This is a genomic window from Azovibrio sp. (assembly GCF_049658005.1).
Taxonomy (GTDB): Bacteria; Pseudomonadota; Gammaproteobacteria; order Burkholderiales; family Rhodocyclaceae; genus Azovibrio.
In genome coordinates this window covers 20,422-39,686 of the sequence record NZ_JBASOH010000038.1, presented here as the reverse complement: position 1 = coordinate 39,686, position 19,265 = coordinate 20,422, and the positions used below count along the sequence as shown (strand labels likewise).

The window sequence follows — 19,265 nt, the reverse complement described above, 5'->3', positions numbered from 1 at the left end:
CTGGATGCACAAGACCCTCGCTGTCCGGATGTTCATCCTGATACTGGCCGGCCTGTTGCCGGCCTGTGTCACCATCAACATCTATTTTCCTGCGGCGGCGGCTGAAAAGGCGGCCGACCGGATCATCGACGAAGTCTGGCAACTGCAACAATCCAGCTCTCAGGCGCTGCCTGAGCCCGGATCTTCTCATCCTCAGAACAAGGTGACTCCATGAAAAAATGGCTGATGCTGGGCCTGCTGGCCCTCGGCCTGGCAGCCCAGGCCCAAGGTAATCTGGAAGTGGACACGCCTGTCATCAACAGCCTCAAATCCTCCATGCAGAGCCGCTTTGCCCAACTGGAACCCCTGTTTTCTGCCGGGGCTTTGGGCCTGACCCGGGACGGCAAGGTGGAGGTGCACGATCCAGCCGCGATTCCCCTGGCTCAGCGCCCCGTCGCCAATAATCTGGTGGGGGCGGAAAACCGTGACCGGGCGGCGCTCTACCGGGAAATCGCCCGCGCCAATCAGCATCCGGAATGGGAGGCCGATATCGCCCGGACCTTCGGTCGCCGCTGGATCGAGAAAGCCCGTCCGGGCTGGTGGGTCCAGGACGACAATGGCCAGTGGAAGAAGAAGTGAGTTTCCCCGTCCTCGTTTTCGATATCGAAACCATTCCGGATGTGGCCGGCCTGCGCCGGCTGCATGGCCTGGACCCGGTGCTTTCCGACGCCGAAGTGGCCGAACTGGCCTTTCAGCAAAAACGTGCCCAGTCGGGCCATGATTTTCTGCCCCTGCATTTGCAGCGGGTGGTCGCCATTTCCTGTGTCATGCGTGCCGGGGAGAGCTTCAAGGTCTGGTCCCTGGCGGCTCCGGCCCTGTCTGAAGCCGAAATCATTCAGCGTTTCTTTGATGGCATCGAGAAATTCACCCCCAGGATCGTTTCCTGGAATGGTGGTGGCTTCGATCTGCCGGTGCTTCACTATCGCGGCCTGATCCACCGTGTCGTAGCGCCCCGCTACTGGGATCTGGGGGATGGCGACCATGCCGACTCCCGGGATTTCAAGTGGAACAACTACATCAGCCGTTACCACACCCGGCATCTGGACCTGATGGACCTGCTGGCCATGTATCAGGCCCGGGCCAATGCCCCTCTGGACGACCTGGCCAGGTTGATGGGGTTCCCCGGCAAGCTGGGCATGGAGGGCAGCAAGGTCTGGGAGGCCTGGCAGGCCGGCCAGGCGGATGCCATACGCGACTATTGTGAAACCGATGTGGTCAATACCTACCTGGTCTATAACCGTTTCCGCCTGATGCGCGGCGAGCTGGATCGGGAAACGGCCCTGGCGGAAGAGGCTTTTGTCCGGACGGAACTGGCCCGCCTGGATCAGCCCCACTGGCGCGAATATCTCGAAAACTGGACCCGTCCGGCGTGAGGAGTCAATTGAGGAGTCAACGATGTGGCTCTGGCTGATACTGGCTGCGCTCCTGCTGTCGCTGGAAATGGTGACGGGGACTTTTGCCTTGCTATTTGCCGGTCTCGGCGCCTTGGCGGCGGCCGTGCTGGCCTATCTGGCGGCCGCTAGCCTGACGGCTCAGATTGCCATCTTCGCCCTGGCCTCGGTGGCGGGCACGGTGCTGGCCTGGCATCGCCTCAAGCATGAGCGCTCCCTGCCCATGGAGACTGAAGAGGTGGGGCAAGAGGTGCAGGTGGTGGTGCCGCCCGATGCGCTGGGGTGTTTGCGGGTTCGGTATCGGGGTAGCGAGTGGCCGGCGCGGCTGGGTCAGGATGGTTTATCGGTTCAGGAGGGCAGTTTGCTGGTAGTGTTGGCGCAGGAGGGTTCCCTGCTGGTGGTGGGGCGTCGGCTTGATTCTTGACAGGAGTTTGCAATGGGCAGCTTGTCTTTTTCCGTAGTGCTGGTGGTCGTGGCGTTGATTTTTGTATTCAGGTCGGTGCGCGTGGTGCCTCAGCAATCGGCTTTTGTGGTGGAGCGTCTGGGCCGCTATCAGGATACCCTGACGGCGGGCCTGCATTTTCTGGTGCCCTTCCTGGACCGGGTGGCCTACCGCCATTCCCTCAAGGAAATCCCTTATGACGTGGATCCCCAGGTCTGCATCACCCAGGACAACACCCAGGTGCAGATTGACGGCATCCTCTATTACCAGGTGACCGATCCCAGGCAGGCTTCCTATGGCACCTCCAATTTTGAACTGGCCATCGAGCAACTGGCCAAGACCACCCTGCGTTCCGAGGTTGGCAAGCGGGCCCTCGACCGGCTGCTGGAAGACCGGGATACCATCAATCGTTCGGTGGTGGCAGCGCTGGATGAGGCCGGAACCACCTGGGGCGTAAAGGTGCTGCGCTACGAAATCAAGGACATCGTGCCCCCGGATGCCGTATTGCGTTCCATGCAGCTCCAGATCACGGCTGAGCGTGAAAAGCGGGCCAAGATTGCCGAGTCGGAAGGGGAGCGGCAAAAGGAAATCAATCTGGCCGAGGGGGATAAGCAGGCGGCCGTGGCCATGTCGGAAGGGGCCATGACGGCCGCCATCAACAAGGCCAGGGGCGAGGCCGAGGCGGTGCGTCTGGTGGCGGAGGCGACGGCCGATGCCCTGCGCCTGGTCGCTGGGGCGATTGCCTCACCCGGGGGAATGGAAGCGGTGAATCTGAAAGTGGCCGAGCGTTATGTGGAGGCTTTCGGCAATCTCGCCAAGGCGGGCAACACCCTGATCGTGCCCGGCAATATGGCGGACATGTCTTCCCTGGTGGCCACGGCCCTGAAGGTGGTGCAGATGGGCCAGCCCCTCAAGCCGGAAGGGCAGGCCAAGGCCTGATCAAGCCGCCAGCCTGGTTTGCATGAGGGCGGGAGCAGGCGCGGTGACTGCGGTTCAGTGACTGTGATGGCTCATGATCTGCTTCAAGCCGGGGATATCGAGGATGCGGATGTGCTTTTGCTGTACGGCAACCAGTCCTTCTTCCTGGAAGCGGGAGAAGGCCCGGGACACGGTTTCGAGCTTGAGCCCCAGGTAACTGCCAATCTCTTCCCGGGTCATGCGCAGGTTGAATTCGGCGTGGGAAAAGCCCCGGGCGGTGAAGCGCTGGGAGAGATTGAGCAAGAAGGCGGCCAGGCGTTCCTCGGCGCGCATGGTGCCCAGCAGCATCATCACCCCGTGGTCGCGCACGATCTCGCGGCTCATGACCTTGTGGAAATGGTGCTGCAGGGTCTCGATTTCGCGCGACAGCTGTTCGAGGCGGGAAAAGGGAATGTGGCAGACCTCGCTGTCTTCGAGCGCCACCGCATTGCAGGAATGCTGTTCGTTGCTGATGCCATCCAGGCCCAGCAGTTCGCCCGCCATCTGGAAGCCGGTAACCTGGTCGCGGCCATCTTCGAGCAGGACATCGGTCTTGAAAAAGCCGGAGCGAATGGCAAAGATGGATTCGAAAGTCTGGCCGGTCCGGTACAGATGTTCCCCCCGTCTGACCCGCTTCCGGACATTGATGAGGTCGTCCAGACGGGCCATTTCCTCTTCGGAGAGCCCGAAGGGCAGACAAAGCTCACGCAGGTTGCAGTTGGAACAGGCGGTCTTGATGACCGGAATGGACATTTCCTTGGCTACCGGACTCAGGGACATCGATTTTCCTCGTCAAGCCGTTATCGGGGGGTTTGATCCATGTCAACCGGAAAAGGCCGGCTCGCAAACATAATCCGCTCAACTCAAGGCCCTGTGTTTCAATGAATTTCTCTACTGCCAACCTGGTTTTCGACCCGCAGATCATCCGCCGCTTTGACGTGAATGGTCCACGTTACACGTCTTACCCCACTGCAGACCGTTTTGTGGAGGCTTTTGATGCCGAGGCGGCAAAGCTCTGGCTGGGCAAACGTAATATCGGCGGCATCAGCCGACCCCTGTCATTATACTTCCACATCCCCTTTTGCAATACCATCTGCTATTACTGCGCCTGCAACAAGATCATTACCAAGGATCATGGCCGCAGTGCCAAGTATTTGAAATACATGGAAAAAGAGATAGCCCTTCAGAGCGGCTGCCTGGATGGCGAGCATGAAGTGATTCAGCTCCACTGGGGCGGCGGCACGCCCACTTTCCTGTCCCATGATGAAATGCGCCAGTTGATGGCGGCTACCCGCAAGCATTTCACGCTGGTCGACGGGGGTGAGTTCTCCATCGAGGTGGACCCGCGCAAGGTGGATGAGGCCACGGTGGCCCTCTTGGGGGAACTGGGCTTCAACCGCATGAGCGTCGGGGTGCAGGACTTCGACGAGGGGGTGCAGCAGGCCATCAACCGCCTCCAGAGCGAAGCGGAAACGGTGAACGTGATCCGCGCCGCCCGGGCCAACGGCTTCAAGTCCATCTCCGTCGACCTCATCTATGGCCTGCCCAGGCAGACGGTGATGGGCTTCAACCGCACCCTGGAGCGGGTCATCGCCATGGACCCGGACCGGCTTTCCATCTACAACTACGCCCACCTGCCCGCGCTCTTCAAGCCTCAGCGCCGCATTGCCGAGGCGGACATGCCGACCGCCGATACTCGCCTGCAGATCCTTGCCCTGGCGATCAAGAAGCTCACCGATGCCGGCTATGTCTATATCGGCATGGACCACTTTGCCAAGCCCGATGACGAACTGGCCGTGGCCCAGCGCCAGGGGCGGCTACACCGGAACTTCCAGGGCTATTCCACCCATGCCGATTGTGACATGCTGTCCTTCGGCATTTCCTCGATCAGCAAGGTGGGGCCTACCTACTACCAGAACGTCAAGACCCTGGATGAGTATTACGACCGGCTCGACGCCCAGATCCTGCCCGTCTTCCGCGGCATCGAACTCAATGCCGATGATATCCTGCGGCGGGCCATCATCCAGGCGCTCATGTGCCATTTCGAACTGTCCATCGAATCCATCGAAAGCGCCCATCTGATCGACTTCAAGAAGTACTTTGCTGCGGAACTCGATGACTTGCAGGAAATGCAGGCGGCCGGCCTGGTGCGGGTGGATGATGAATGGATCACCGTCGAGCCGCCGGGCCGGATGCTGGTGCGGGCCATTTCCATGGTGTTCGACCGCTACCTGCGGGCGGACCGGCAGCGCACCCGCTATTCCAAGGTGATCTGACCGGGTCTCTCCAGGCTGGACAGGGGTCGGGGCTCTCCGGCCCTTTTTGCTGCGGATCAACGAGGTTCATCTTTCATGCCTGAATCGGTATTTCTGGCCCTGTTCCTGGTCGGCCTGCTGGGTGGCACCCACTGCGTCGGCATGTGCGGCGGCATCGTCGGCGCCCTGTCCCTGGGCGGCCCGCCGCGTCTCTCCCTGCATCTGGCCTATAACCTTGGCCGCATCCTTTCCTACGCCCTGGCCGGGGCCATCGTGGGGGCGCTGGGGGCCGGCAGCATGGCCCTCTCGGAACAATTGCCCCTGCGCCTGGTCTTAATGCTATTCGCCAACCTGATGCTGGTGGCCCTGGGCTTCTACCTGCTCGGCGTGACCCGGGCCCTGGCATTAACCGAACAACTGGGACAACGCCTGTGGCATCGCCTGCAACCCCTAGGGAAGCGCTTTTTGCCCGCCCGGACCGTGGCCCGGGCCTTTCCCCTGGGCTTGCTGTGGGGCTGGCTGCCCTGCGGCCTGGTGTACAGCGCCCTGGCCACCGCCCTGGGCGCCGGATCGGCGGGGAAGGGCGCCCTGCTGATGCTGGCCTTTGGCCTTGGCACCCTGCCCAACCTGCTGCTGGCGGGCCTGCTGCTGGCCCGTTTCCGGAAGTGGGTGCAAAAGCCCCTGGTCCGGGCCCTCGCAGGTTTCCTGATTCTGGCTTACGGCCTCTATGGCCTTTATGGCGCGCTGGGATTGGCGCAAAACGTGTGAGCAAGCTGACTGGACCCCCCTGACAGGACCCCCATGACCGAGAAACGACTGGAACTTCCCCTTGCCGGCATGAGCTGCGCGGCCTGCGCCGCCCGGATCGAGAAGGTACTGAACAAGCTGCCCGGCGTGGAGGCGAGCGTCAATTTCGCCAGCGAGAAGGCCGGTGTCGTCTTGAAGACCGGGGAAACCGACGCCGCTCAGGTCGTGGCGGCGATCGAGAAGGCGGGTTTCCAGGTGCGGCCCCAGACCCTGGATCTGGCCATTGGCGGCATGAGCTGCGCCGCCTGCGCGACCCGGATCGAGAAGGTGCTCAACAAGTTGCCCGGGGTTCAGGCCACGGTCAATCTGGCCAGCGCACGGGCCAAGGTGCGCTGGCAGCCGGGGCTGGCCGATGAGGCGCAGGTGCTGGCCGCCATCGAGCGGGCCGGATTCACCGCCACCCGCCTCGAAGGTCAATCCTTCGAGGCGGAAAAGGCGGGCAAGGAAGCCGCCTACCGAGCCGAATTTCGGCGCTTCTGGATCGCCGCCCTGCTGACCCTGCCCCTCTTGGGCCAGATGTTCTTGATGTTCGGCGGGCAGGGGGAGCATGGCCATCCCGAATTGCCGCGCGGGCTGCAACTTTTGCTGGCGACCCCGGTGCAGTTCTGGATCGGCTGGCGCTTCTACGACGGCGCCTGGAAGGCCCTGCGGGGCGGCGGCGCCAACATGGACGTGCTGGTGGCCCTGGGCACCTCCATGGCCTGGGGCTTTTCCGCCGTGGTCACCCTGGCCGGGCTGGACCATCTTCATGTGTATTTCGAAGCCAGCGCGGCGGTCATCACCCTGGTGCTGCTCGGCAAGCTGCTCGAAGCCCGGGCCAAGGCGCGCACCTCGGAGGCGATCGAGTCCCTGATCCGCCTGCAGCCCCGCACGGCCCGCATCGAGCAAGACGGACAGCTCCTCGAAGTGCCGGTAGAGCGCCTGATGCCCGGGGATGTGTTCGTGGTGCGCTCCGGCGAGGCGGTGCCGGTGGATGGCCGGGTGCTCGAAGGCGCGTCGGCGGTGGATGAAGCCATGCTCACCGGCGAGAGCATGCCGGTGAACAAGAAAGCCGGCGACCCGGTGTATGCCGCCACCCACAACGGTGCCGGCAGGTTGCGCTGCCAGGCGACCGGGGTGGGGGAGCAGACCCTGCTGGCCGGCATCATCCGCCTGGTGGCCGAGGCGCAGGGCTCGAAGGCCCCGGTGCAGCGCCTCGCCGACCGGGTGGCCGCCATCTTCGTGCCGGTGGTGTGCGGCATCGCCCTTCTCACCTTCCTGGCCTGGTGGGGCTTGGGCGGCGACCTGGCCACGGCCCTGGTGAATGCGGTGGCGGTGCTGGTGATCGCCTGTCCCTGCGCCCTGGGTCTCGCCACCCCCACGGCGATCATGGTGGGCACGGGCGAGGGCGCCCGGGCCGGCATCCTGATCCGTAATGCACAGGCTCTGGAGCGGGCGGAGCGGGTTCAGGTCCTGGCCCTCGACAAGACCGGCACCCTGACCCTGGGGCAGCCCCGGGTAACGGATGTGCTGCCGCTCGCGGCCGAGCGGGCGGAGATCCTGGCGCTCGCCGCCGCCCTGGAGCAGGGCTCCGAACATCCTCTGGCCCGGGCCATCCTGACCGAGCCGGAAGCCGCGGGGGTGAGCGCGGCCAGCGATTTCGAGGCCCACCCCGGCTGCGGCGTGAGCGGGCGGGTCGGGGAACGTGTCTTGCGCCTGGGCGCCCCGGCCTGGGTCCTGGGGAATGCCGAAGAAACCCACCCTGGGCACTCTGTGCAGCACCCCGAGCAGCACCCTGAGCAGTACCCTGAACAGCACTCTGAGCAGTACCTTGAGATCACCCGGCTGCAAGAAGAGGGCAAGACCGTGGTGGCACTGGCCGAGGCAGGGGAGACGCCCCGGCTCCTGGGTTTGATCGCCATCGCCGATCCCTTGCGGCCCAGCACCCCGGCCGCCATCGCGCGCCTGATCGAGAAGGGGGTGCGCCCGGTGATGCTGACCGGGGACAACCCGCGCACCGCCCGGGCCATTGCCCGGCAGGCGGGCATCGAGGAATTCCAGGCCGGCATCCTGCCCGAAGGCAAGGTCCGGGCCGTGCTGGAATTGAAGCAAAAAGGCGTGCAGGTGGGCATGGTGGGGGACGGCATCAATGACGCCCCGGCCCTGGCGGCGGCGGATGTGAGTTTTGCCATGGGCGCGGGTTCCGATGCCGCCATCAAGACCGCCGACGTGACCTTGATGCGCAACGACCTGCAGGCCCTGGCCGATGCCCTGGATCTTTCCCATGCCACCTTGAACAAGATCCGTCAGAACCTTTTCTTTGCCTTTATCTACAATGTCCTGGGGATTCCCCTGGCCGCCCTGGGCTTTCTCAATCCGGTGCTGGCCGGGGCGGCGATGGCCCTGTCTTCCGTCTCCGTGGTCAGCAATTCCCTGCGCCTCAAGTCCTGGCGGCCGCGTCGATGAAGGGCCTCGGGAAAGGTCCGGGAAAGGTCCGGAAAAGGTCCGGAAAAAACTGCCGGCAGCCGGAAAACAAATTTTTTTGCAACAGGAGCCCTGAGTGGAAAACACGATCATCAAGGTAGGTGGCATGAGTTGCCAAGGTTGCGTCAAGACGATCACCGGCCTGCTCACGGCCCTGGAGGGCGTCGGACAGGTGCAGGTTTCCCTGGAGGCCGGCGAGGCCCGGGTCAGCTTTGATAGCCAGAAACTGAGCCGGGCTCACCTTTGTTCGGTCATTGAAGAGGCCGGCTTTGACGCGGCCTGATCCCGCGCCGCTCCTGAGCCAGGAGGATTTGCTGGCGCTGCTGTCCCGGCTGGGGCCTGAATGGGCGCCTCCCGATTTTCTCGATGCGGTGGCCCGTGATCCCCAAGCCGGCGTTTATACCCGGCCTGAAAACCTGGCCCTGAAATTCACGCTGCGTTCCTGTCAGCCTCCCTTTTCGGAGCCTTTTGCTTTTGGGCGCATCGCGGCAGCCCAGGCTCTGGGCGGGCTCTATGCCGCCGGAGCCAGACCCGTGGCGGCCCTGGCGCTGCTCGATCTGCCCGAGCCCGATATTCCCAGCCACATGCTGCTGGCGCTGAAAGCGGGTATTTCCCATTGTTGCCAGGACACCGGGGTGGCGCTTGCCGGCATCCACGTCCAGGTGACCCCCACCTTGTCCTGCGGTCTGCTGGCCCTGGGGCAGATCAATCCACGCAATCTGGCCCATGGCAGCCTGCCGCGGCTGGGGGACCGGCTGATCCTGGGTAAACCCCTGGGGCAGGGCCTCTATCAGGCTGCCCGGGCCCGGGGCGAACTCCATCCCCAGGATTTGCAGGAGTGGATGGCGCTGGCGGCCCAGCCCAACAGCCCGGGGCCTGCCCTGGATTGTCTGGATGGGGTGCATCAGATCCTGGAAGTGGGGCGGCAGGGCTTGCTGGGCGCCTTGCAGGAATTGGAGCAGGCCGGAACTTCCCTGCGCCTGGAGGTGGCGGCCATTCCCACGATGACCCGGGTCCGGGACCTGCTGAACGGGCTGGAACTGCGGCAGCAGGCTCAATCCCTGTTGAGGGACCCGCAGTTTAACGGCGGCCTGGCCGTGATCTGCTCCGGAGAAACCGTGACGGAAGTCCTGTCCATCTTCCTGCAGCAAGGCTTCATCCATGCGTCGGTGATCGGTCAGGTAGTGCCCGCGGGGCCGGAAAGGTTGCTGCTGGCCTGAAATGAAAAAGGCCGGGGCTTGAAACCGGCCCGTCGAAGGGAGCGGGACCCGTAAATGGGAGATCCGTCTTCCTTGCGAATCCGGGCTGCCGGTCCGGTGGGGACTGCGTAACGACAATCGTCAGGACTTGGGGTCAGGACTTGGGGTCAGGCTCCGTGCCGGTTTGCCAGAGGACGCTGGAGAGGAACAGGTAGCCGGCACCATAGACCGTCTTGATGATTTCCTTGTTCTGTCCTTCGCAATCGAGTTTGCGCCGCAGGCGGGAAACCCGGGCGTCGATGCTGCGGTCGGTGGGGGCCTGCTCGCGGTTGCCCAGCAGCTGTTCCCGCTGCAAGATGCGGTTGGGATTGGCCAGGAAGATGCGCAGCAGGTCCGCCTCGGCGGTGCTGAGCACCTGCTCCATCCCGTCCGGCGCCTTCAGGGTGTTGTTGGCCGGATTGAAGTGCCAGCCGGAAAACTCCGCCACCGGGGGTTTGGGCTGGCGGCTGGACAGGTCCGGGATCTGGCGCCGGCGCAGGATGCTGCGGATGCGGGCCACCAGTTCCCGGGCCTCGAAGGGCTTGACCATGTAGTCGTCGGCGCCCAGTTCCAGGCCCATGACCCGGTCGCTGACATGTGTGCGTCCGCTCACGATCAAGATGCCGCAGTCACTGATGCTGCGCACATGCTGCATGACGTTCATGCCGTCCATGTCGGGCAGGCCCAGGTCGATGATGCACAGATCCGGAGTCTGGGTGCGCAGGCGGCGCATCAGCTCCGCCCCGTTGCGGCAGCACTGGGTGGTGAAGGAAAAGCTTTGCAGGGCCAGTTCCATGGTCCGTGCAACATCCCGGTCGTCCTCGACGATGAAAATGAGGGAGGAGGGCATCGGTTTCATGGGCTTCTCAGGATTGCAGGGCGCGGGCCAGTTCCCGCTTTGAAAAGGGTTTGCCGAGCAGGCGCAGGTGGGAGGGATCGGCCTGGCTCAGGGCCGCCTGTTCCTCATAGCCGCTCATCAGGACCACATGCAGTTCGGGCCGTTCCTGCTGGGCCAGACGGGCCAGCTCCCTGCCATTCATGCCACCGGGCATGATGATATCGGTGAGCAGTACGGTGATGTCCTGGACCTGGGAGAGGATTTCTGCGGCCTGGTTGCCGTTTTCCGCCTCCAGCACCGGGTAGCCCAGGTCCAGAAGCAGGTTGCGCACGACCCGGCGCACATCCGGCTCATCCTCCACCAGCAGGACCAGGGCACCCGGGGCGGCGGTTGCCGGGGCCTGTTCTTCAGGCAAGGCTTCCTCCAGGCTGCCCGGTGGGGCAGGGGGCAGCAGCAGGGTGAAGGTGCTGCCTTTTCCGGGTTTGCTGCTGACGCTGACGCAACCACCGGACTGGCGGGCGAAACCGTAAACCATGGAGAGCCCCAGGCCGCTGCCCTGGCCAAAGCCCTTGGTGGTGAAGAAGGGTTCGAACACCTTGCTGCGGGTGGCTTCGTCCATGCCGCAGCCTGTGTCCGAGACTTCGATCAGCACATAGGGGCCGGCGGGGAGTTGGTGCTCTTCGGCCCGGGTCTCGTCCAGGACGCCGGGGCGGACCCGCATGACCAGTCGTCCCCCTTCGGGCATGGCATCCCGGGCATTGAGGGCAAAGTTGAGCAGGGCGCTTTCCAGCTGGCCCGGGTCCACCCGGGAGTACAGGGGATGAGCGGGCAGGCGGGTGCTGAACTGGATGGAGGCAGGCAGGGAGCGGCGGATCAGGGTCTCCAGATCCGCCACCAGTTCGCCCACATTGACGGCGACCGGCTTCAGGGGCTGCTGGCGCGAGAACGAGAGCAGGCTGCGGACCAGCTGGGCGCCACGGCGGGCGGCCTGGAGTGCGGGTTCGGCCAGTTCCGCGGTTTCGTTCCGGCCCGGGTTTCTCTCCTTCAAGGTGGAGAGGTTGCCGATGATGATGGTGAGCAGATTGTTGAAGTCGTGGGCTACGCCTCCGGTGAGCTGGCCGATGGCTTCCATCTTCTGGGCCTGGGCCAGGGCCGCCTGCATCCGTTTTACCTCGGTGATGTCGAAGGAGAACACGAAGCAACCCACGGGTACCCCGTCCGGCCCCATTTCCGGGACCATGGTGCTGCGGGCATTCACCCGCTTGCCTTTCTGGCGCATGCTGTATTCGTGGGTAATGGTTTCTCCGGACAGGGCCCGGGCAATGTAGTGTTTGACCGAGTTGTAGCCCTTTTCCCCGATCACCTTGGCAATCGGGGAGCCGATCACTTCCGATTCCGGCAGCCCGAACCAGTCGGAATAGCCCCGGTTGGCATAGCGGTAGATCTGGTTCTTGTCGAAATAGCTGATCTGGGCCGGGATGGTGTCGGTGATCAGGCGTAGCCGTTCCTCGCTGCGCGAGAGGGCGGCGGTGATGCTGTCGTTGGCACCTCGGGCCTCCTGCAATTGAGCGCGGGTGTGTTCCAGTTCCTGGTTCAGACGCGCCACGCTGGCGAGCAGTTCGGCTTCCCGGAGGGATGTGGGGGTTGCAGACATGGAATCGCAATTCTAGCAGCCCCTGGAGGGTCGCCCCCGGTTTGCCAAGCCCCGATCGATGACAAAGAGGAAGGTGGACAGAACAGGAAGGTGGACAGAATATGCACCTCCCGGCGGATGCAAGGAGGTGGAACGGTGGAACTTTGGCAGCGACGGCGCTTTTGTTCAGGCTCGAAGCGACGGAAGAAGGGCTGATGGCGAATGCAGGGCGGGCAGGGCGGGCCTGCTTTCCCCGCTATGCCAAGCTGCCATATACTGTACATATGAACAGCAATCGCCGCATCGCTCACCTGGACATGGACGCCTTTTTTGCTTCCGTGGAGTTGCGTTTTTATCCCGAGCTGAAGGGGCAGGCGGTGGTGGTGGGCGGGGCCCGGGTGCCTGCGCCGGAGACCCTGGCCGATGTGAGCCGGCGCTTTGCCCGCCTGAAGGATTACGCCGGGCGGGGGGTGGTGACCACCTCCACCTACGAGGCCCGGGCCTTGGGGGTGTTTTCCGGCATGGGGTTGATGAAGTCGGCCCAACTGGCACCGGAGGCGATTCTGCTGCCGGCCCAGTTCGATGCCTACCGGGCTTATTCATACCGTTTCAAGGCGGCCGTGGCGGCCATCGCTCCCATCATCGAGGACCGGGGCATCGACGAGATTTATATCGACCTCACCGACCACGCGGAGGCCACCTTGCCCCTGGTGCAACGGCTCAAGGCAGCGGTGCTGGAAGCCACGGGGCTGAGCTGTTCGGTGGGCGTGGCCCCCAACAAGCTGCTGGCCAAGATCTGCTCCGACCTGGACAAACCCGACGGCATCACCTTGCTCGAGGCGGCGGATATTCCCGGCCGCATCTGGCCCCTGGCGCCCAAGAAGATCAACGGCATCGGCCCCAAGGCGGCGGCCCGGCTGGAGCGGCTGGGCATCGGCAGCATTGGCGCCCTGGCGGCCACGCCGGAGGATTTCCTGGTGCGCCACTTCGGCGCCGGCACCGGGGCCTGGCTGCGCCGGGCGGCCAACGGGGTGGACGATAGCCCGGTGGTGACGAGCCGGGAACCCAAATCCATCAGCCGGGAAACCACCTTCGAGCGGGATCTGCACGTGCGTCAGGATCGCCCCGAACTGTCGCGCCAGTTCACGGCCCTGTGCGAGCGGGTGGCGGCGGACTTGGCCAGGAAGGGCTATCTGAGCCGCACCATCGGCATCAAGCTGCGCTACGGTGATTTCCAGGCAGTGACCCGGGACGTGACCCTGCCCGTGGCGGTAGGGGATGCGGCGGTGATACGGCGGGCGGCAGGGGAGTGCCTGAAGCGGGTGCCCCTGGAGAAGCGGATTCGCCTGCTGGGCGTGCGTTGCGGGGCCCTGGTGCCGGTGACGGCCGAGGCCGCCCAGGATGAGCCCCAGGGCAAGCTGCCGTTCTAGCCGCCACATTGCAACGCGAGGAAATATGCAGGCAAATGCAGGCAAATGCAGGCGAGCTTGCGTCGGGCAGCTTGGAAGAGCGAATCTCCATTGGACCGGAGTGGCCTTGGCATTGCGTTTGCGCATGTTGGCTTCTCCCTGTTGGCGCAGCGCATCTTCCTCGGGTATGCGCTGCGCTGGACCGCCCTGTCCGCAAGTTGCGGCCAACAGGGTTTTTGCCAGGGATGACCGAAGAGGAATTGCCCCATGAATGATGCCCCCCTGATTTTCTGGCTTGAAGCCGGCCAGACCCTGAGCGCCCCCTGGCAGTCCGAAGCCGGCCTGCCGCCGCCAAAGAACGTGCGGCCGGCAGACGACACGCTGAGCGCCGACGCCGCCTACCGGCTCGTCACCCAAGGCACGGCCCTCCTTTGGCGCGGGGATTTCCACAACGCCCGGCAACTGCTCCAGGCCCTGGGCCGGCGGGTGGACAGGAAACCCGGTAAGGCTGGCAAAGCGGGCGGCAAGGCCGAGGCCGAGCTGGCGTCCCGGGAGGTCTTCCACCGGCATCGCCTGGCCCAGTCGCAGCGCGCCCGGCTTTTGGGCCAGCTGCTGATTCAGGTCGAGGCCGGCTACCGGATTCCGCTACGCCGGGCGCCGGAGGTGGGCGAAGCCTGCGCTGCCGTGTTGGGTCCGGAGCGGGGCGCCTTCGTGATCTCCCTGCGCGAGCTGCTGGGCCTCATCAGCGCACACGAGTGGCGCAAGAAAGGGGTGGAAATTGCTGCCCTGGGCGGCGCCCGCATTCATCCCCACTACGGCGTCTATTCACCTCTGCGGGGCGAGTATCTCGATCTGGTGGCGGCGGCGCCGCTGCCGGAATGCCAGGTGGCGTTCGACATCGGCACCGGCACCGGGGTGCTGGCCGCCCTGCTGGCCAGACGAGGCGTGGCGAAAGTAGTGGCCACGGACACGAGCCCGCGGGCCCTGGCCTGCGCGCACGAGAATCTGGAGCGGCTGGGGGTGGCAGAACGGGTGGAACTGCTTGCAGCCGACCTGTTTCCTCCGGGGCGGGCGGGGCTGATCGTCTCTAACCCGCCTTGGCTCCCGGCCCGGCCCAGTTCTCCCCTCGAAGCCGCGGTCTATGACCCGGACAGCCGCATGCTGAAGGGTTTTCTTGCCGGCCTGGCCGAGCATCTCGAGCCGGGCGGGGAGGGCTGGCTGATCATTTCCGACCTGGCCGAACACCTGGGCCTGCGCCGGCGGGAGGAACTGCTGGGCTGGATCGCCGCCGCCGGGCTCGAGGTGCGAGGCAAGCACGACATCCGCCCCCGCCATCCCAAGGCGAGCGACCCGGACGATCCCCTGCACCGGGCGCGGGCGGCGGAGCTGACCTCTCTTTGGCGGCTGGCGACTCTTTAGCCGGTCCTTTATTTAGCCGTTTTTTTATTTGGCCGGTTCTTTATTTGGCCGGTTCTTTGGCCGGTTCTTAATTGGCCGGTTTTCTGGCCGTTTCCTCAGCCTCTTTGGCGGCCGCGTCGGCTACCGCTTTGGCCTGGGCCGCCCGCAGCGGGGCGCGGATGCGGGTCTCGAAATCGCGCGGCGCCACATACTGCAGCAATTCCTTGCCTTTGCGGTCGAGCACCACGTCCAGGCCCAGGCGGGGGTAGAGGAAATGGGTCAGGTTGGCGCCCACGGCAATCCGCTCCACCGGCTGGCCAAAGCGCTGGATGATCGTGGCTTCATCCAGATTCACGTTGGGAATCAGGCTGAAAGCCCGGATCGGGGTATTTTCCACTGCGGCCAGATCGTCCGGGTGCAGGGTGATCTTCCGGGTGCTGCTTTCCATGCGTTCGGCCTTGAGGGCCCGTTCGCGCATGGCGGTGATGGCATCCGGGCTCAGGTCGGCCGTGAGGATCAGGCGGGCCAGCACAAAACCCAGGGGAACCTGGGTGTAATAAGCCTCCAGATCGCCCACTTCACCGGGGCCGGCGACGATGGCGATGTCCATATCGTTACCCAGGCGCTGGCGTACTTGGGCCAGGGTGCTGCGCCCGGGGGTCAAACCGAAGACGCGGCTGTTGCCCTGGTCATCTAGCTGGATCTGCCAGGGCAGGTTGCTGTCCGGGTCCCCCTTGCCGTCGGAGGCCGGCGAGGGCAGGAAAAAGGGGAGGATCAAGGCCAGCAGCACCAGGCCGATGACGAGGAGGACGGTTTTCATGGCGGCGGGATGCGGAAAAGCCTTGCATTTTGCCACAGGAAGGGGCGCGACCCCGGAAAATCCCGGCATGGGACGGGCGAGCCCGGGCGGCCGTCGGGCCAGGACTGGCCGAGGGCCCCGGCTTCAACGTATCCTTGCGGGCGCAAAAAAGGAATCACGGCAACCGGCCCGGTCCGGCATCTTTGCCCGGCCGGCCAAAACAAAGGGAAACGCATGGGCATCCAGCTGCAAATCATCCGTTCCAAAGAAGATCCCGCCATCGAGCATGTGCGCCAGTTCTTTCGCAATTACGCGGCCTGGCTGGGGGTGGATCTTTCCTACCAGAACTTCGACCAGGAGATGGCCTCCCTGCCCGGTGCCTACGGCGCCCCCCAGGGCCGCCTGTTCTTTGCCCAGGTAGACGGCCGGCCGGCCGGCTGTGTCGGCATCCGCCCCTTCTCCGACGGCATGTGCGAAATGAAGCGCCTCTATGTGAGCCCCGAGGAGCGGGGCCTGGGAATCGGCACCCAACTGGCCCTGGCCGCCATCCGCGCCGCCAGGGAACTAGGCTACCGGCGCATCATGCTCGATACCCTGCCTGCCATGCGCATGGCGGTGAAACTCTACCGGGAACTGGGGTTCCAGGAAGCCCCGGCCTATTACCATTCCCCGGTCGAGGGCACCATGTTCCTCTCCCTCGATCTGGAAAACTGGTCCGAGGAAGAGGTGCGCAACGAGAATCTGTTTCACCTGTTCGACTTCAACCGGGCCTGGTCGCGCCAGATGCAGGCCATCGACCCGGGCTATTTCGACAAGCTCTCCCGGCTGCAGAGCCCGGAATACCTGTGGATCGGCTGTTCCGATTCGCGCGTGCCTGCCAACCAGATCGTCGGTCTGTTGCCCGGCGAAGTGTTCGTGCACCGTAACGTCGCCAACGTCGTGGTGCATACCGACCTCAACTGCCTGTCGGTGATCCAGTTTGCCGTGGATGTGCTCAAGGTCAAGCACATCATGGTGGTGGGCCACTACGGCTGCGGCGGCGTCAAGGCGGCGCTCAACAAGGAGCGGGCCGGGCTGGTGGATATCTGGTTGCGGCACGTCCAGGACGTGCACCAGAAGCACCTGGACGAGGTGGACAGCCTGCCCGAGGCGCGGCGCCACGACCGGCTCTGCGAACTCAACGCCCTGGAACAGGCCACCAATGTCTGCCAGACCTATGTGGTCCAGGATGCCTGGAAGCGGGGCCAGCCCCTCACCGTGCATAGCTGGATCTACGGTCTCAAGGACGGCCTGGTGCGCGACCTGGGCATGACCGTAAAGGGTCCGGAAGACCTGCTGCCCCGTTACACCGCCGCCCTCGGCGCCCTGTCCTGATGAAGATCCGGAGCGGCGGCCAGGTGTCTTCCCCCGATCAGGGCCGGGTGTGCCCTGAATTTGTTGTGCATACGGTTACCTTGCTGGATGTGCTGGCCCCGGTCTGCCGGGCGATCCACGCCAGGCGGCCAGTCGCCATCCGCCACCACTCGATGAGTAGTGCTGCGTCCGGACGGACCATCGTGCCCTCTGCACGGGTGGATACCGGCGTGTGCTGGCATGTCCGGGCCTTTGGTCCCCGATCGACCGCGCCCCGGGGTAGGTGCCGCTTGGATGCGGCCCGGACAGGCGCGGAATGTGATTGAACGATGGCCACCCCTGCCGGAGCCGGAGGCATCGGTAGAACAAAACGAATGACGAGAATCGAGATGAAAGAATCCTACCTACCCACCTTACTGCAAATGAGGCTCCTCATCGGCTTCCTCGGCGAACGGGCGCAGTGCGCCTGGTGGCCAACGGCATTCCATGAGGCAGCCAGCAAGCCCTTTTTGGAGCCGGTCTTCTCGAAAACATCTCGCCTTGCTCAGTACCACGGTGTGCTGGAAGCAGCCAGGCGATTGCACGACGAGCATCTGAGCGTGGGTAGCTACCACCTGTTCCGGTTGCCCGAAGAAGTCGAGCAAAACCTGCATGCGATCGTGCAAAGCAGCGTAGGGGAGGAGCTCGCCAGCCTGACGCCACCAGGCAAAGAGGCGGCGCTGGATGCGTTGCAGCGATTGGCCGCTACAGGCGGCGCGTCCAGCGTGGGTCCAACGGCGGTCGGAAGCATCAAGGATATTGATTCCACCGACACCCTGAACGCCATCGCGGCAGCCTATCTATCGGCGTTCACGCAGGACGCCAAAACATATCCATATCTGGTGGGTTGATCGTGGCCGACAACAAGCCCTACACGACACAGTTACAAGCAGGCCTTGGACTCGTCAACGAGACCAAGACGTTGCTCGAGCTGTGGTCGCCCGGCATGTCGGCGAACCAGTTGCATCAGGTCGCGCTGGAGTCGGGTCGATTCCCCACCGTCACGGCACGCCGGCTCCGCAACATCGTCGTTGAATGCTTTGCCCCGCGCTATCTGGTCAATGGCGGTACACCGGCTGCTCACCTCAAGCGCCTGTCGGCAACAATTTCCACTGTTGATCTGACGCAGCTCATGCTGGTTTTCACGAGCCGCGCCAATCCCATTCTTGGTGACTTCGTGCGCCACGTTTACTGGGCTCGATACGCCGGTGGATACACACAGATCACCAATGAAGACGCCCGTGCCTTTGTCGAGCGAGGCATCGATGACGGCAAGACAGTTAAACGCTGGTCTGAGACGACAGTGCGGCGCGTCTCCGCCTACCTGACCGGGTGCTGCGCCGACTACGGAATGCTTGAGCGCGGTTTGCGTTCGAGCCGCCGCATCCTGCCATTCCGTATTTCACCAGCCGTAGCCGCCTACTTGGCCTACGATCTGCATTTTTCCGGCGTCGGTGACAACGCTTTGCTGATCCACGCAGACTGGCAGCTCTTCGGCCTGGCGCGCGAAGACGTGCTGGAGGAAATCAAACGACTCGCGCTGAAGGGGTTGCTCATCGTCCAGGCGGCTGGCGACGTGATCCGCATCAGCTGGAAACAACAAGACATGGAGGCGCTTTGCGATGTCCTCACTCAAAGCTGATTTCGACGAATTGCGCGAGCGCATCCGGCACGGGCGTGAGCTCGGTCATGCGAGCTTCGAGCCGATCTACTACCTCGTCTTTCCGCCGGAGCAGATCCTCGAGGTCAAGCGGCAAACGCCTGCCTGGGTGGCCAAACTCCACCAGGAAGGCTGGGACGTGCACACCTTCTCCATCACCGAGCAGGTCTGGGCGCTGCTCAAGGAGGACCCCTTGTGGCCGCTCTGCGTGATGGAAGACAAGGCCGCGCCCCTGGATTGGCCGCGCACCAACCAGGCGCTGGCGGATATCCTGACGGCGGATGACGGCCTGTTGAAGCGGCTGGAGGCGGCCTTGCAGCCGCTCGAAGGCCGGCAGAGCGCGCTACTCTTGGTCACCGACCTCGAGGCACTGCATCCTTTCATGCGCATCGGCGCCATCGAAAGCCAGCTCCAGGGCAAGTTTCATGTGCCGACGATTTTTCTGTACCCCGGCGTGCGAACCGGCAAGACGCGCCTGAAGTTTCTCGGCTTTTATCCAGAAGACGGCAATTACCGCTCCGTCCACGTCGGCGGCTGAATAGAC

The 19,265-nt window shown here is 64.1% G+C and carries 20 protein-coding genes; 16 read left to right on the top strand and 4 right to left on the bottom strand.

Annotated elements, in window-relative coordinates; translation table 11 throughout:
- The first annotated feature begins 4 nt into the window (after positions 1 to 4).
- The 5 genes from WBH99_RS03965 to WBH99_RS03945 are packed head-to-tail and all read left to right on the top strand — an operon-like array spanning position 5 to position 2,811.
- On the top strand, positions 5 to 214 hold the full coding sequence (locus tag WBH99_RS03965; protein ID WP_424218820.1) for a hypothetical protein: 210 nt from the start codon (positions 5 to 7) through the stop codon (positions 212 to 214).
- Positions 211 to 618, top strand: a complete 408-nt coding sequence (locus WBH99_RS03960; RefSeq protein ID WP_424218819.1) for a YdbL family protein — start codon at positions 211 to 213, stop codon at positions 616 to 618. Before WBH99_RS03965 ends, WBH99_RS03960 begins: the two co-directional genes overlap by 4 nt.
- The gene (locus WBH99_RS03955) at positions 615 to 1,412 is read left to right on the top strand and encodes a 3'-5' exonuclease (protein WP_424218818.1); all 798 of its coding nucleotides are present in this window, start codon (positions 615 to 617) and stop codon (positions 1,410 to 1,412) included. Before WBH99_RS03960 ends, WBH99_RS03955 begins: the two co-directional genes overlap by 4 nt.
- A 22-nt stretch (positions 1,413 to 1,434) precedes the next feature.
- Positions 1,435 to 1,854, top strand: coding sequence for an NfeD family protein (locus WBH99_RS03950; RefSeq protein WP_424218817.1), 420 nt, complete (start codon positions 1,435 to 1,437; stop codon positions 1,852 to 1,854).
- Between the two features lie 12 nt (positions 1,855 to 1,866).
- Complete coding sequence (locus tag WBH99_RS03945; RefSeq protein ID WP_424218816.1) at positions 1,867 to 2,811, top strand: SPFH domain-containing protein; 945 nt, start codon at positions 1,867 to 1,869, stop codon at positions 2,809 to 2,811.
- 54 nt (positions 2,812 to 2,865) lie between these two features.
- Here the strand turns inward: WBH99_RS03945 and fnr are convergent, their stop codons facing one another.
- On the bottom strand, positions 2,866 to 3,609 hold the full coding sequence (gene fnr, locus WBH99_RS03940) for a fumarate/nitrate reduction transcriptional regulator Fnr (RefSeq protein ID WP_424218815.1): 744 nt from the start codon (positions 3,607 to 3,609) through the stop codon (positions 2,866 to 2,868).
- Between the two features lie 101 nt (positions 3,610 to 3,710).
- On the opposite strand from fnr, the gene hemN reads away from it, so the two are divergent.
- The 5 genes from hemN to selD all read left to right on the top strand — a co-directional run bounded on the left by hemN (position 3,711) and on the right by selD (position 9,574).
- On the top strand, positions 3,711 to 5,105 hold the full coding sequence (hemN, locus tag WBH99_RS03935; RefSeq protein WP_424218814.1) for an oxygen-independent coproporphyrinogen III oxidase: 1,395 nt from the start codon (positions 3,711 to 3,713) through the stop codon (positions 5,103 to 5,105).
- Positions 5,106 to 5,180: 75 nt separating this feature from the next.
- The gene (locus WBH99_RS03930) at positions 5,181 to 5,852 is read left to right on the top strand and encodes a sulfite exporter TauE/SafE family protein (protein ID WP_424218813.1); all 672 of its coding nucleotides are present in this window, start codon (positions 5,181 to 5,183) and stop codon (positions 5,850 to 5,852) included.
- A gap of 33 nt (positions 5,853 to 5,885) precedes the next feature.
- The gene (locus tag WBH99_RS03925) at positions 5,886 to 8,336 is read left to right on the top strand and encodes a heavy metal translocating P-type ATPase (protein ID WP_424218812.1); all 2,451 of its coding nucleotides are present in this window, start codon (positions 5,886 to 5,888) and stop codon (positions 8,334 to 8,336) included.
- Between the two features lie 94 nt (positions 8,337 to 8,430).
- On the top strand, positions 8,431 to 8,637 hold the full coding sequence (locus tag WBH99_RS03920) for a heavy-metal-associated domain-containing protein (protein ID WP_424218811.1): 207 nt from the start codon (positions 8,431 to 8,433) through the stop codon (positions 8,635 to 8,637).
- A complete protein-coding gene (gene selD / locus WBH99_RS03915) occupies positions 8,624 to 9,574 on the top strand; it encodes a selenide, water dikinase SelD (protein WP_424218810.1) in 951 nt (316 codons plus the stop codon). Before WBH99_RS03920 ends, selD begins: the two co-directional genes overlap by 14 nt.
- 133 nt (positions 9,575 to 9,707) lie before the next feature.
- Here the strand turns inward: selD and WBH99_RS03910 are convergent, their stop codons facing one another.
- Positions 9,708 to 10,451 carry a response regulator transcription factor gene (locus WBH99_RS03910; RefSeq protein WP_424218809.1) on the bottom strand — a complete coding sequence of 248 codons (744 nt, stop codon included), beginning with the start codon at positions 10,449 to 10,451 and terminating at the stop codon, positions 9,708 to 9,710.
- A gap of 7 nt (positions 10,452 to 10,458) precedes the next feature.
- Positions 10,459 to 12,084 (bottom strand): ATP-binding protein, encoded by a 1,626-nt coding sequence (locus WBH99_RS03905; protein WP_424218808.1) that lies wholly within the window; start codon positions 12,082 to 12,084, stop codon positions 10,459 to 10,461.
- A 263-nt stretch (positions 12,085 to 12,347) separates the two neighbouring features.
- Here WBH99_RS03905 and WBH99_RS03900 point away from each other — a divergent pair, with 263 nt between their 5' ends.
- Together WBH99_RS03900 and WBH99_RS03895 are read left to right on the top strand one after the other, a co-directional pair.
- Complete coding sequence (locus WBH99_RS03900; RefSeq protein ID WP_424218807.1) at positions 12,348 to 13,493, top strand: DNA polymerase Y family protein; 1,146 nt, start codon at positions 12,348 to 12,350, stop codon at positions 13,491 to 13,493.
- A 246-nt stretch (positions 13,494 to 13,739) separates the two neighbouring features.
- Positions 13,740 to 14,891 carry a methyltransferase gene (locus WBH99_RS03895; RefSeq protein WP_424218806.1) on the top strand — a complete coding sequence of 384 codons (1,152 nt, stop codon included), beginning with the start codon at positions 13,740 to 13,742 and terminating at the stop codon, positions 14,889 to 14,891.
- 67 nt (positions 14,892 to 14,958) lie between these two features.
- Here the strand turns inward: WBH99_RS03895 and WBH99_RS03890 are convergent, their stop codons facing one another.
- Positions 14,959 to 15,690 carry a hypothetical protein gene (locus WBH99_RS03890; RefSeq protein ID WP_424218805.1) on the bottom strand — a complete coding sequence of 244 codons (732 nt, stop codon included), beginning with the start codon at positions 15,688 to 15,690 and terminating at the stop codon, positions 14,959 to 14,961.
- A gap of 9 nt (positions 15,691 to 15,699) precedes the next feature.
- Between WBH99_RS03890 and can the strand changes: the two genes are divergently transcribed.
- The 4 genes from can to WBH99_RS03870 all read left to right on the top strand — a co-directional run bounded on the left by can (position 15,700) and on the right by WBH99_RS03870 (position 19,259).
- Positions 15,700 to 17,043, top strand: coding sequence for a carbonate dehydratase (gene can, locus WBH99_RS03885; RefSeq protein WP_424218804.1), 1,344 nt, complete (start codon positions 15,700 to 15,702; stop codon positions 17,041 to 17,043).
- A 368-nt stretch (positions 17,044 to 17,411) separates the two neighbouring features.
- Complete coding sequence (locus tag WBH99_RS03880; protein WP_424218803.1) at positions 17,412 to 17,912, top strand: BrxE family protein; 501 nt, start codon at positions 17,412 to 17,414, stop codon at positions 17,910 to 17,912.
- Between the two features lie 2 nt (positions 17,913 to 17,914).
- A complete protein-coding gene (locus WBH99_RS03875) occupies positions 17,915 to 18,703 on the top strand; it encodes a DUF1819 family protein (RefSeq protein WP_424218802.1) in 789 nt (262 codons plus the stop codon).
- Positions 18,684 to 19,259: a BREX protein BrxB domain-containing protein gene (locus WBH99_RS03870; RefSeq protein WP_424218801.1), complete on the top strand. Its 576-nt coding sequence runs from the start codon at positions 18,684 to 18,686 to the stop codon at positions 19,257 to 19,259. The genes WBH99_RS03875 and WBH99_RS03870 overlap by 20 nt, the downstream gene beginning before the upstream one ends.
- The last annotated feature ends 6 nt before the right edge of the window (positions 19,260 to 19,265 follow it).